Below are 13,417 nucleotides of genomic sequence, written 5' to 3'. Positions count from 1 at the left end.
ATTTAGTTGCTAAGCGGCAGGGTAGTAACGTCCTTCCGGCAGGTTCGTAGCTCTTCGTTGAAACCCTCCAACCTCTCAAGAAATTCTTGCCGCTCCTGCGGCACCTGCGAGTCACGAAGAGAAGTTCGCGCCTCGTACACCTCCCGGAACTTTGCCGCAAGATAGTCTGCCTGTTCTGTAGACAAAAAGCCGCATCCTAAAGGGAGGCCGTTAGTGCCGAGGGATACAGGGTAACCGCTATCCTCAACCGCAAAATCATTGCTGGATGAGCCAAATAACGTTGCCCGCGCATCCCTCTCAGCAACAAAACAGGGTGCGCTCTGAACAAACCGCGAAGGATACGGTTCCCCGAAAAAGTCGGTACCAAAATTCAGGGCATCGCAGAAAATAGACCCGTACAGGGAAACCTCGCCAGCAAAGACCGAATCACTCACAAAAACTGAGCCTCGGTACAGCGAACCGTCGAACCCGGTCTCGCCCCGATAGGTAGAGCTATAGAATAAAGCCTCATCGTAGTAGAGAGACTGATCGAAGAAGACCGAACCACCGTAAACAGAATCGTGGCAGGAAACCTCACCATAGTAAACAGACCAGCTAAAACGCACTGAATCATGGTACGTAGATCCGCTCCACTGGGCATCACCAAAATAGGTTGAGTTGTTGAAGAAAACCCAATCGTAGTACGTAGAATCGCAAAAATAGGCGTTTCGTTCATAGGTGGAACCGCTGAATTCGGCACTGGCATAGTACGTGCACCCGCTGAAATCAACGGAATTCTGGTACCAAGAATCCTTCATATCAACCGGTCAGCCGCTAAAAAGGCTCTTTATCCGAATAAAGAGGCGAAAAGTACGCTTTATTCGAATAAAGAGCCTTTTTACGCAAGACGCGCAAGAGACAGGGGAGAGGACCCCCTAAACCCCTACCTGCTGGCGGTCTTGCTCCTGCAACGGGATTGTCGTGATTTTCTCGCGCCAGGCGTGCAGTTCCTCAACGGTAGACTTCAGCCTGCCCGAAAGCTCCCTGGTCAGCTCTAGCCTATCGGTGCTGCGCGCATCGTCGCCGTGAATATGCTGGGTGATCTCCTGCAACTCGTCGTTTTTATGCGCCAAATACTGCCGATGCTCCACAGCCAGCGGCGGGCACTCGCTCGGCAGCCCAGATGCGCCGGTATCAATAGCGTAGCCCTGACCCTGCCCCAGAGAGAAGACATTCTCCGTCGGTGCGAAGAACGAAATGTACTGCGCCCATGCCTCAACATTCATGAAAGCGGGCGCTGCGCCGGTAAAGACAGAACCCTGGAAGGTCACCGCATTGTCATATACGGAACCCCTAAAGAGCGCCTTGTCGGCATACGTCGAGTTCTGGAACCCCGCCAGGCCGTAGTACAGCGAGCTCGTGTAATTCGCCCATTTGCTGTACACCGAACCCTGAAAATCAGCCCAACCGTTATAAACAGACCGGCGGAAATACACATCGCCACCGTAACGGCAGTTATTAAAATGCACGTCGTCCGTGTAGACAGACCCGCTGAAATCCGCTCGATGATAGGTGCAGTCGCTAAAACTCGCCACCCGTGTGTAGACGGAGTTATGGAAGTTCGCCTGATTATGATAGACGGAGTTGTTGAAGGTTACCGCGCCGGTGTAGACGGAGTTATGGAAGTTCGCCTGATTATGATAGACAGAGCCGCTGAAATCCGCCGCGCCAAGGTACGTTGAGTTACGGAAAACCGCCCAGTTGCGGTACGTGGAATTCACGAAAGTTGCCGCCTCATGGTACGTAGATCCGCTAAAGTTCGCCTGATCCAGGTACAGGTTACCGCTAAAGTCTGCGGTGCTGCGGTATACGGAATCGTTCAACGATGCCGCACCGTGGTACGAAGACCCGCTAAAGTTCGCGTGCGCCAGATAGGTAGAGCCGCGGAAATCCGCCCAGTTACGGTAGATCGTGCCGCTAAAATCGGCTTCGTGCATGTAGGTGCACCCACTGAAATCGGCGGTCTTATTGAAGAAGACTCGGCTGAACTCGATAGGGTAGAAGAAGGTGCTTCCCGAAAAATCGTATTCAAAGTTCGTCCACGGGCCGTCCTGGTAGCCGCCCGCATCCGAGGGGGCGCGCAGACGGTCACGAATCTGCTGCATCAGACCGAAACGCAGCTCAGCTTCTTCACGCAGAAGGGCGCTCTTCGCGTGAAATGCGCCGTGCGTAAGCTCCAGGGCGTGCGGGTCAAAAATCGGCGGAGACTGAATGTACCCGCTGATCTTATTGACGATGCGCTGCCCCTCCTTATTGCGGTCTTCGTAGCTTAAAGTTTCGTCCTCAAGGCATTTATCGACAAGCGCAAGAAAGGTATAGAGACTTTTCTGCCGCGTTTTCGCATTCTGATCCTCAAGCTGAGCGGTAGCTTGCTGGTAAATAGACTCGCGTTCTGCACGTGTAACGCCAAAAATATCAACGCTTTTGTGGGCGACCGTCGCCACGCTTGGCCGGTTCCGGCGGGTGAATATGATGAGTGCGAGAACTGTGAGCACACCGCCGATCGCATACAGCACAAGTGAGAGAGTGGTTTGTTTGGTGAGGAATGGAATAATAATTGCGGCTATTACGCAGAGAATCGCGCATATAAGAATCGACCAGGCGATAGGTCTGGCAATCCGCGGCTTAGAAGGTTCTAAAAGCGGCGGTTCTGTAATGCTTTGTATGCGTGACTCTGCGTTGAGGCGGTGGTCGTCCATGACGGGGCTCCTTGTGGCGAGTGGGTGTCTAATGCCGTACTTGTCGTAGAGCTAGTCTTCAGCAGGAATTTTACACCTTTAAGTTGAATCTGAGACACCCCACGCCATATAAACAGTGTTCCAATATTCCGTGACAAGGCGTTATTTTGGTAACACTGCACTTAACAGGTGGAGCTTTTACCCGCTCTTATGCGCTGTTACGCGCGAGAATATGCTGGGTGTCTAAAATCCAGAAGCGAAGACCGTGTTCCCCATGAAATTTTTCGCTCCCGCTTTGGCGCCCCTGCAAAAAGTTTCGGACAGAGAGTGAGCACCCGACGGAAGAACGAACGTCGGGTGCTCACTAGGAGGTGCTCTCACTGACACTGTGCGAGGGTCTGGAGGGGTCTACCCATCCCTCCGTACCGCGTGCATGTAAAACGTCAAGCACGCCACAAACTCAAGGGGCACGATCGTGAGCGTCCACAGCGCATCCAGCGCCAGGTTACCGCTCGTAAGCAGTCGGAACCACAGCGGAGAAACCGCCACACACAGTACCGCGCCCAAAGCATTGACGGACCGCACCAGCCCGGTGCCCATCCGAAAATTGAAGCACACGTTCGCAACAATATGCCCCAGCGCGTATACCAGAATGAACTGCCCCATCGGGTGGAACAGTATGTGGCTCCAGTCGCTAGTCAAATCGCCACTCACCAGAAGCGCGAAGAACGTCATCACATACGGGAGTACCATAAACAGAACGCGTACCGTGTACCCCACGGATGCCAACGTATGCCTGAAGGTAACCTCACCCGAGCCACGCTGCGGGATGCCGTGCGCACGCTCAACGCCGCCTAGGGCGGTGTACGCTCCCGCAGATGCTGCTCGTGTGCTCATGATTCCCCCAAAATATGGTTCGCAAGCATGTCTGGTGTATAGGTTGAGTTTCTATACTATGCCTTTGCGGCATTAAAAACCCTCATACTCAGGGATGATTTATCAAAACTTAATGTTCGTAAGCTAAATACAGCTCAGATATACACATGTTCAACCGAGGGTTTGAAGGCGTTATACCGGGGAAGAAGCACGAGTGTCTAGTAAACAAGGCATGACGTCACAGTCTGTAACAAATCGGCCGATTAGGCAGGCTTCTCTAAGACTAGAAGTGTCTGTAGCCCTTTGACGGGGTACACAGGCATTTAGTCCCAAACCGTGCCAGCCGGTAGTTTTCTGCCGTAGAGTCTGGTGTTTTTCACAAGAGCGCGCATAAAGGTCGGATGCGCCAGGATCGTACCCGACGCATCCGACCTTAGACTGCGAGAAAGCGACCGCCTATTCGCGCGCTAACCTCTCGGGTTCAACGTCCTCCTTCGGCTGCTCGATAATCGACCGAGCCGAAGCAATAATCACGCTCAGAATAATATCCGCCATGATGAAGATATAGGCCCCGGCTGAAGAATCCTCACCCGACCAGCCAGCATAGACGATCGCCGTGACGATCAGCAGAATAATACCCAATCCGGCGCTAATTCCATTCAGGATGCGCATGCCCTTCGTAGACTTCGAGCGCACCGCGAAAATACACGCCGCAATCTGCACGAGCATATATACAGCGCCGCCGTAGCCAAGCATCATGTTGAAGGTTCCGCCGCCGCCAAAGCCGAAACCATACATCACCAGGCACGCGGCAAGCAGAACAGTACGAATCGCGGTTACCGTAACAATGGTCTTGAGCTCGCGCGAACGTTTCTGCTCGGGGGTTTTCTCGGCATCCGCAGGCACCGAACCCGTGGCCGCGGCTATCTGACCGCTTGCCGGTGCCCCGACCGATACCGCCGGGGTGTTCGCCGTAATGATCGGAATTGCGGATGCGGGCATGGTATCTTCATAGACCTTCTTAGCCCCGGTTTTCTCTGCGGGAGCCTGTGCCTCGGATGCGGTGGAGTCGGCAGGGGCACTAGACCCGCGCTCTGCCCGAGCGGCAGACATCGTATCGGCGATGGACGGGAATGCGCCCTGTTCCTGGGCCTGGGCGGGAAGCTGGCGGGTCCTCACGTCTTCCGCGTCGCCAGCCTCGTCAGCATCCGGGCGCGAGATGGACTGCGGAATGTTATCGGCAGGTTCAGCCTCCGGTGCCTCCGCGTGTGCGGCGGCGGGTTCAGGAGCCTCAGCATCCTGTGGTTTCTCCGAAAGATACGAGCTTAGCGGGCCCTGCTCAGGTCGGCTCTGCACCGGCAGCTGACGGGTCTGCGTATTTTCGTGGTGCACAGCCTCGTCAGCATCCGGGCGTGAAATGCTCTGGGGAAGCGCCTCCGCAGGGGTGTTCGTATCGATCTCAACGGCGGCGGGTTGAACGTTCTCGACCTCGGCAGGCTGGGGATTTGAGGTCTGTGAGCCCCATGGCGTGGACTGGGTGGCGTGAGCGCTCTCGGCCGGGGAATCCTCGGCAGGTTTCTGAGCGGACTCTTGAGTCTTCGCACTTTGCGGATCCTGCGCTGTCTGCTGAGCCTGGCCACGCGCATCCGGCCTGGCATCCTGAGGGGGCAGCGAGTTTTGGGCAGGTGATTCTTCCTGCGCGTGCTGCACAGTCGTCGAAGTCTGAGAGCGTCGAGGATTGCTGAAAGGCGCACCTCCCTGATGGTGCGAATCCTGTATGCGCTCAGAGGTATGAGGATTCTTATCGCTCATCGTGTCTCCCTCGGATGCTGTGGCTGGTGTTAAAGTCTGTGGGCAGGTGTCGAGCTGGTGCGGGCGGGGTGGTTTTCCGCCTAGAAAATCCAGCGGGTGCTAGGCACCGGTAAGAGCTCAGCTAAGGCGCGGTCGGCGGTATGGCTAGGCTGCGAACTGGAATTTCGCGGGATAACCTCTGCAATAGTACCCAAAACGGGCACGAGTTGCCTAAACACCCCGGAAATATTGGGCTCTTTAAGGATAGCGAGAGATATCTCCAAGTCAGCGTACAACACGAAGTTACCTTGCACAACACCATATGTATAGTCGAGCTTGAGCCTGCAGTCGGATGCGCGGCAGGCACCCTCTTTCGGGTGTGTGCATCGCCCGGAAAGCCCGGTGAATCTTTGCCCGCGGTACCGTAGTTATGAAACCGACGGCGGGTAGAAGAATCTGAACACACCTAAAATAGATGCACTGTAAAGTAAATTATTATAGCTGCATCCACGCAAGAAACCTGTGCATGCCACCTGTGCGACACGCGTGAAGCACGCGAAATTCCCTTACATGTGCTCAGCCAGCCGATACTTAACGCTACTTAACGCTGGCCAGACGTTACGGCCTGCGGGATGGTTGTGTTTTGTTGCCCAAGCGCATCCACAGGTATTTGACACCCCATGCCACCCCGACCGCTACCGCGAAAGGTGCATACGCCTGCCAGTCTTGCCCGGCGAACCCGAGAATCAGGGCGCAGGCACTTAGCGGGGCGTTCATCGACAGGCTCAGGAAAGTGACGGCGCCCAGCAGCCCGGCGGTCCCGAGAAGTTCTGATGCATGAAGCGCTCCCGCGCCCGGTTGAAGCTGAGTCAGCGTCGGGAACACGAGGATTAGAGCGCCCGTAAGCACGAAACCACAGGCGGAGCCCAAGGCTAACCCTGGTGTGAGCGTGCCTCCGTAGGCACCGTTACGCAGGCTCGCCACCACCAGGATCGCTTTGGCTGCCAGCAGCGCGAGAGCATAGAGAAGAGCCTGGCCTAAGGCTGTCGCGTCAAGCCTGCTGGAGCCCGAAGATAAACCGGATGCGGCATCGAAAATATGCTGGGTCAGCGGGCGGCCGTTCCCCAGAATCTCCGGCAGGAAAATCGAGGTCACCGCCACCAGCGCAAGTACCAGAGGAAGCCGCCAGAGCACGTTCCAATTCGTGGTCTTGCGGCTCTCTGCGCGCTGAGATGCCGCCCGGAACCACAGCGCCAGGGGAGTGATAGCCAGACCAAGAACAACCGCGAGCAGCAGCGATTCACCGGTGGTCTGCAGCTGCGGGACGGGGTAGGTGGGCGCATCCGAAATCACCAGATTCGCGGTGCAGGTTGCCACAAAAATCAGGATCGCACCGGTGAAAATATTGCGCAGCGACAGCGCTAAACCGAGAGTCTCAAACAGGAAAACAAAACCGCCCACCGGAACCTGGTACACAGCCGCTAAACCCGCCGCCGCAGCCGAGGCTACCAGCACCGGGCGCACGGTCTGCGGGATGCGCATCAGATTCGCCAGACGCCCAGCAAACAGTGCGCCCAGCTCGCGCGGGGCAACCTCTTTACCCACCGGTGCACCCGCACCCACGGCCACAATCTGAGTGAGGCTGTGCAGGGTTTGCCGTAGAAATCCCGGGCGGCGCTCCTGCGGAATTTCGCCGCGAATCTGCGCCTTAACGGACACCAGCTTAGTGCGCCGCTGAAGCAAAAACCAGATGATAGAGACCACCACGCCCACCGCGATCAGCACCAGTACACGTCGAACAGTATCGCTGTGATCCGTCACGATCGGATGCTCCGCCTCCGTATGCCCGAACGTGAGCTCCTGCATGATATCCAGGAGGTAGTGCAGAATAATCGCCCCGCCACCGGTAGCCGCGCCAACCAGCACGGTGCACAGCAGAAGGTGGGCACAGCGAATCAGACGTGTTTTCATCGTTTTACATTCTAGCCGCGAACCACAGCTCTTTTTTGTACCAGAGTACATGCGGGGAGCCGCCGGATCCGGTGTTGGATTGTATGCTAGATAACATACCCCGTGGTGCGGGTGGCATACACCCCGCGACACGAACGAAGCAGACAGTAAGGATCGAAGATGACCGAACATATAGCATTCCTCGGCACCGGCTCCATGAACGGTTCCATCGCTGCCGGGCTCATCGCGGGCGGGTACCCCGCAGAAGCTATCCGCGCCACCGTGCGCAGTAAAAACTCCATAGACCGCCTGCGCCATCAGTTAGGGCCTAACGGGCGAGACGCCGTCGTGATCGGGTGCGAGCTCAAGCCCGAAGCCAACCGTGAGGCGGTCAGCGGCGCATCCGTAGTGCTTCTGGGGGTTAAACCCTATGGAATCGTCGAGCTGGCACGCGAAATTTCGCCCGACCTCGCCCCGGATGCACTCGTCATTTCGGTGGCGGCAGGAGTCACCCTCGATACGCTGCAGAAGGCTCTTCCTGCGGGTCAGCCGGTGATCCGCTGCATGCCCAATACACCCTCAAGCGTGGGTAAAGGCGTGCTGGCGATCTCGGTGAGTGAGGCAGTGACTGAGAAGCAGCTTGCGCTCGCCGAGAAGATCCTAGAGACCGTAGGCCTAGTAGTGCAGGTTCGAGAAGACCAGATGGATGCGGTCACCGCCGTTTCGGGATCCGGCCCCGCCTACGGGTTCCTGCTGGCAGAGACTATGGCGAGTGCCGGTGTGAAGCTCGGCCTGGATGAAGAGACCGCACAGAGGCTCGCATCCGCAACGATTGCGGGAGCAGGGTACCTGCTGGATAGTAACCCGGATGCCGCCGCCCTGCGTAAGGCTGTTACCAGCCCGAACGGAACCACTGAGCGCGCCATCAATACCTTTATTGACAAGGGACTTTTCGATCTCACCGAGGATGCTATGCGCGCCTGCGCCGCCCGCTCCGCAGAGCTGAGCGAACAGTACACGGCTGACTAGCCCCCGCCTCCTGCCTACCTCTCCCTACATAAAAAGAGCCTTTATTCAATAAAGGCTCTTTTTATGACGAAGAAGGGGAAGACAGAATCTAAGGGCGGGCCGCGAAACGCTCGATCAGATCCACCTGCCCCGAGACAATCAGAATATCCCGGGAATGGATGCGCGTTGCCGCATCCGCATAGGTAAACTCCTCGCCAGGAGACTTAATACCCACCACAGACACCCCGTATTTCGCACGAATATCCGACTCCGCCAGGGTGAACCCGTGAGTCTCCTTCGGCGGGCGCATCTTGGCAATCGCAAAATCGTCGTCGAACTCGATATAGTCCAGCATGCGCCCCGACACCAGGTGTGCGGCGCGGCGGCCCGCATCCGCCTCCGGGTAGACCACATGATGCGCGCCAATACGCTCTAGAATCTTGCCGTGTGAGGGGGTGATCGCCTTCGCCCAAATCCGCTCAACCCCCAGATCGACCAGGTTCGCGGTAATCAGCACGGAAGCCTCAATCGAGGTACCCACACCCACAACCGCAGACCCGAAATCGCTCGCGCCCAGCTGCCTGAGCGCGTCAATATCGCGAGCATCTGCCGAGACCACATGGGTGAGCACGCCCGTCCATTTCTGCGCAATCTCGGGGTCTTTCTCAATGGCGAGAACCTCTTTATTCTGGGCATGAAGCTGGGCTGCGGTCGCCGAACCGAACCGTCCTAACCCAATAATCAGTACGGGGGCGTTGTGGTTACTAGCCAATGACGGGCCTTTCTTCGGGGTACTTATACAGGCGGCGGCGAGACCTCAGCGCCAAACCGGTGGCGGCGGTAATGGTGCCGATTCGCCCAATAAACATGAGCAGGGAGAGCACATAGATGCCCGAGGGCGGCAGTTCCGTGGAGAGCCCATTTGACAGTCCACAGGTTGCGTACGCGGAAATGACTTCAAAGAGCACGCGCACGAGCGGCTGGTCCGTTATCGCCAGCAGAACTCCGGTGCCCACAAGCACAATTCCGGTACTCATCATCGTCACCGAAATGGCGATGCGTAGCGCCGACACCGGGATAGTGCGCCCGAAAGTCATCACGAATTGGTCACCGCGTGCCTCCGCAATAATTGCAAGCATAATCACGGCAATCGTGGTGACTTTCACGCCGCCTGCGGTAGATGCTGAGCCGCCGCCGATAAACATGAGCACATCGGTTATGAGGCCGGTGACCGGGCGGATATCGTTCATGTCGACCAGGTTGAACCCGCCCGAGCGCGTCATGATGGAAGCGAAAATCGAGCTGAGAACTTTCTCACCCGCACCGTAATTGCCGATAGTACGCGGATTTGCCCATTCGGCTATGCCCCAGAGCAGGGCACCCAGCACGAACAGGATGCTCGTGGTCGTCACCGTGAGTTTGGTCGTTAGAGTCCAGTCGCGGGGCCGAAAGGGTTTCTGCTGAATCGTCATCAGCACGGGGAACCCGAGTGCCCCCAAGAACACCGCGATGCTGACGGGTGCGAGCACGAAAAAATCGTGTCCATAGGGTACTAAGCCATCGGAATGCGGGGTGAACCCGGCGTTATTAAAGGACGAAATGGCGTAGAAAATACCGTGCCACAGGCTGGTGGGCAGATTCTCGCCAAGAAGCAGAAAACGCGGGGTAAGAACGAGGGCGATCGTCGATTCGATCCCGATTGAGGTATAAGCGACGGTACGAAGCACGCTGCCGACCTCACCGAGTCGCCCGATACTGAGCTCTTCCTGCGCGATAAGTTTAGAGCGCAAACCCATTTTCCGCCCGATCGCCAGGGCAAGAAGCGAGGTCATGGTCAGCGCCCCTAAACCACCAATCTGACAGGCGAGCAGAATCATAACCTGCCCGAATACTGACCACTGGGCTGCTGTTGAAACGGTCGTCAAACCGGTCACGGTCACTGCACTGGTGGCGGTGAAGAATGCATGGTGAAATGGCGCAGGTTCGCCCGTGACCGAAGAAATTGGCAGGCTCAACGTTACGGTGAAGAAAATGATCACCAGAAAGAAGGATGCGATAGCGGTTCGCGAAGGTGAGGAGAAGACAGTCGTATCAATAAGGTTGCGCAGCTTCTCGTAGCTTCGGATATCGAAGGGGTTGAAGCGGCGAGTAACCTCTTCCTGTTCATACATCATCGGCGATGTAGACGGAACTTTGCCGATAGCGGTGGAGATGCGACCCTCAGAAAAATCGCGCACCCGTTTGCGCTGATGTGCGCGCAGGCGACGTAGATAGCGTCCCACGGGTGCCTCCTTTCCGATCGTGCGCAGAGTTTGGGCGGGGTACGGTCTTGGTGGGGATGTTTAGCTTTCTCTAGTGTATCGCCCAGGCATGCAGCTGAGCGGAACATCATAGGTATTTCTAGGGATAATGTTGGAACGGTTGTTGTGGTGCATGCACTGTACGGGCGTGTATATGCCCTAAACGGTATATAGCTAGAACGGAATATTATGAGCATTTGGTAATATACGCGGAAAGCTTAGCGAAAAACCGCGTAGTTTCGGGCTAGAACCCATAAAACAGGTATCGAGCATACGCCGAAATATGTCATAATCGCTATATGCAATCAGACGTTTTTTCAGTGATCGCGGCCCCCACCCGCCGCAATATCGTTCATCTTCTGGCTGAACAAACACGTACTGTTGGTGCCGTTGTTGAGCACTTGAACATGAGCCAACCCACTATCTCAAAGCACCTTAAGGTTCTACGTGAGGCACGGGCAGTCACCGTGCTGGTCGAGGGGCAGCGCCGCCTCTATTCGCTGAACCCTGAAGTATTTGACGAGATCACCGCCTGGGTTGCCGATATACAGGCGATTGCACACAGCACGAAGGAACAGCGGGAGTCGCAGATTAAACAGGCTTCCGTGATTGAGGTTGTCGATGTTGTCGAGTCCTCAGACGATGACACCGCAAAAACCGAAAAGACTGAAAAGCCCAGCGCCGAGGCCAAGACTGAGAAAACTGCGCACGCTGGCGAGTCTGAGACCGACAAGCAAAAACAGCAAGATACAGAGCAGCGCCCTAAAGCTACCGGTAAAACCACCGAGGAAACCGCTGGTGAAGCTGCCACTGCCCATGCTCAAGATGTACAAGATCAAGATAAGACCTCGGATTCGGATGCGCCCGCCCAGCCCGTTGAATCCTCCTCCGTCGTTGAGCAGCCTGAGCCGACGCCTCAGGAACGTGTATCCAAGACCCTTCCGCAGCGTAAGCGTTTCGAGGCTTTCCCCGGTTCTACCGGTTCCGCGAACGCTGGTGTGAAGCCCGGAGCGAGCCTTTCGGGCGAGCGGGATGCCGAGAAGGCTTCCGGGCAGAAAGATCGCGATGGGCAGGGCGCTTCCCACGAGACTGGCGCTCATGATTCGCACACTGAGGGCGAATCGTCTGCTAAGAAGAAGACGACGACCGCCGCGATTGCAAAACCCGCCATTTTTGATGATGAGGCACGTTCTGCCGAGAGTTCGGTGACCTCCGGTCTGGGGCCGAAGACCTCGACTAAATCCGCCGCGCGCATCGTGTCAAAACCCGCTCAGCAGGCGGCACCCGCCGCATCGGAAGAGGGCACAGAAACCGCCGGAACCGTTGAGGAAAACGAATTTATTCCCATGCGTCCTTTCACGCCTTCGGGGTCTTCCTATCAGGAGAAACCGCAGCAGTCCTATGGGTATGACGACGGAATTGATGACGGTCAGCAGGGGTTCTCGCCCGAGGCTCGCGGTTTTGTTCCCCGGTCAAAGTCGCAGGATAAGACCGCACAGGCAAAGCCTGAAGCAGTAAAGAGCGAGAAGACCGACAAGAGCGTGTCAGATCAGAAAGGCGCTGAACCGTCTGTGAAGGGCACCGAGCAGACTAAGGCTCCCGCGCGTTCGCACGATACGAAGCAGCCTCACGTTGAAGCACAGACTCAAGAGCGCACGCACGTCTCAGGCGCTCAGCAGCCTGCCCAGCAATCCGAGGGTGCTAAGCCCGCGAAGCCGAGCTCCGCCGAGTCTAAACAGACCTCTCACGCCGCGAAGGCCGAAGCGCAGAAGCCCGTGAAGGATGCTCACAAGAGCTCTCAGGCAAAGCCTCAGAAACCCGAATCACCTTCGCCGCAGGCTCAAACCGCCGCGAAAACAGAATCGGCTCAGGCACAATCGGTCCGTGAAGAGGTTTCTGCCCCGAAGCCGGGTTCGGAACGGGCGGCGCAGGCGCATACCGGAAAACCCGGTGCGAAAACCGAAGCGCACACTGGTTCTCAAGAAACCCCAGCCCAGGCTGCGAAGCCCGCCGAATCCCCGATACAGGCGGCTGCATCCGAGAAGAAACCCGAGGATAAGCCCGCCGAAACCACGGCGACCAACGCACAAACCGCCGCCCAGCCCGGCACATCTTCTACCGTGAGCTACGGCATCGACACTGCCGAAAAGAGCACGGAAAATGGGGAACGTGCGGTACAGGGTACTGCGCAGAAAAAGCAGACCGAGAAAGGTCAGGGGAACGCTGGCTCGCCCGATACCAAGGAACCGGCAAAACCCGCAACGGTTAGGTCTGCTAAAGGTACCGCCTCCACAGGTGCCGCAGCAAAAACTCAGGAGCCCGAGAAAAAACCGGCGGCTCAGGTGGAAGAGTCATCGTCAACCGCTCAGGAAGCGCAAAAATCGGGTGCTGAAACCCCAGCAGAAGCCGCCCCTGCCGCCGCACAGAATATGACGCAGGCACAATCCGAAGAGGCTAAGGCAGTGGAAGCTAAGCTCGCCGAGAATGCGCCGGTCAAATCAGATTCCGTGACCTTCACGGCGGTGCTGCCCGTCGTTACCCCGGAAATGAGTTCCGTGCAGGGTGCCCGTCCTCAAGAGGACGAAGAGGCAGCCGATGCCTCTGACAAGACGAAGAGTGCGGCATCCGAAAAATCCGGTAAGAACGAGGAACTTCCGTACCAGACACAGACGGAATACACCTCAGCATTCGGCACTGCAGATACCCCGAAAGAACCCCCGCGCGGGCTGCTTTCACGCGTTTTCGGAAGGCGCCGGTAACATGGATATTTCACAG

Annotated in this window: 10 protein-coding genes; 2 read left to right on the top strand and 8 right to left on the bottom strand. The window is 56.9% G+C overall.

Features of this window, described 5'->3' with window-relative positions; translation table 11 throughout:
• Positions 1-2: 2 nt before the first annotated feature.
• From HMPREF2804_RS05245 to HMPREF2804_RS05220, 6 genes are all read right to left on the bottom strand, one after another.
• A complete protein-coding gene (locus HMPREF2804_RS05245; protein WP_246824168.1) occupies positions 3-797 on the bottom strand; it encodes a hypothetical protein in 795 nt (264 codons plus the stop codon).
• Positions 798-914: 117 nt separating this feature from the next.
• Positions 915-2,738, bottom strand: coding sequence for a pentapeptide repeat-containing protein (locus HMPREF2804_RS05240; protein WP_070627589.1), 1,824 nt, complete (start codon positions 2,736-2,738; stop codon positions 915-917).
• Between the two features lie 387 nt (positions 2,739-3,125).
• Positions 3,126-3,614 carry a hypothetical protein gene (locus HMPREF2804_RS05235; protein ID WP_004005442.1) on the bottom strand — a complete coding sequence of 163 codons (489 nt, stop codon included), beginning with the start codon at positions 3,612-3,614 and terminating at the stop codon, positions 3,126-3,128.
• A gap of 435 nt (positions 3,615-4,049) precedes the next feature.
• On the bottom strand, positions 4,050-5,405 hold the full coding sequence (locus HMPREF2804_RS05230; RefSeq protein ID WP_070627587.1) for a hypothetical protein: 1,356 nt from the start codon (positions 5,403-5,405) through the stop codon (positions 4,050-4,052).
• A gap of 80 nt (positions 5,406-5,485) precedes the next feature.
• A complete protein-coding gene (locus tag HMPREF2804_RS05225; RefSeq protein WP_037231202.1) occupies positions 5,486-5,683 on the bottom strand; it encodes a hypothetical protein in 198 nt (65 codons plus the stop codon).
• A 319-nt stretch (positions 5,684-6,002) separates the two neighbouring features.
• Positions 6,003-7,355 (bottom strand): chloride channel protein, encoded by a 1,353-nt coding sequence (locus tag HMPREF2804_RS05220; RefSeq protein WP_070627585.1) that lies wholly within the window; start codon positions 7,353-7,355, stop codon positions 6,003-6,005.
• A gap of 159 nt (positions 7,356-7,514) precedes the next feature.
• On the opposite strand from HMPREF2804_RS05220, the gene proC reads away from it, so the two are divergent.
• Complete coding sequence (gene proC / locus HMPREF2804_RS05215) at positions 7,515-8,363, top strand: pyrroline-5-carboxylate reductase (RefSeq protein WP_070627583.1); 849 nt, start codon at positions 7,515-7,517, stop codon at positions 8,361-8,363.
• An 88-nt stretch (positions 8,364-8,451) separates the two neighbouring features.
• Here the strand turns inward: proC and HMPREF2804_RS05210 are convergent, their stop codons facing one another.
• Together HMPREF2804_RS05210 and HMPREF2804_RS05205 are read right to left on the bottom strand one after the other, a co-directional pair.
• Positions 8,452-9,114: a potassium channel family protein gene (locus HMPREF2804_RS05210; protein WP_004005437.1), complete on the bottom strand. Its 663-nt coding sequence runs from the start codon at positions 9,112-9,114 to the stop codon at positions 8,452-8,454.
• Positions 9,107-10,516 (bottom strand): TrkH family potassium uptake protein, encoded by a 1,410-nt coding sequence (locus HMPREF2804_RS05205; RefSeq protein WP_070536569.1) that lies wholly within the window; start codon positions 10,514-10,516, stop codon positions 9,107-9,109. Before HMPREF2804_RS05205 ends, HMPREF2804_RS05210 begins: the two co-directional genes overlap by 8 nt.
• 425 nt (positions 10,517-10,941) lie before the next feature.
• On the opposite strand from HMPREF2804_RS05205, the gene HMPREF2804_RS05200 reads away from it, so the two are divergent.
• Positions 10,942-13,401 (top strand): metalloregulator ArsR/SmtB family transcription factor, encoded by a 2,460-nt coding sequence (locus HMPREF2804_RS05200; protein WP_070627581.1) that lies wholly within the window; start codon positions 10,942-10,944, stop codon positions 13,399-13,401.
• The last annotated feature ends 16 nt before the right edge of the window (positions 13,402-13,417 follow it).

It is taken from the genome of Rothia sp. HMSC065G12 (genome assembly GCF_001811455.1).
Lineage (GTDB): Bacteria > Actinomycetota > Actinomycetes > Actinomycetales > Micrococcaceae > Rothia > Rothia dentocariosa.
Note: the sequence above shows the minus strand (reverse complement) of the source record. Positions and strands in the feature narration are given on the sequence as shown.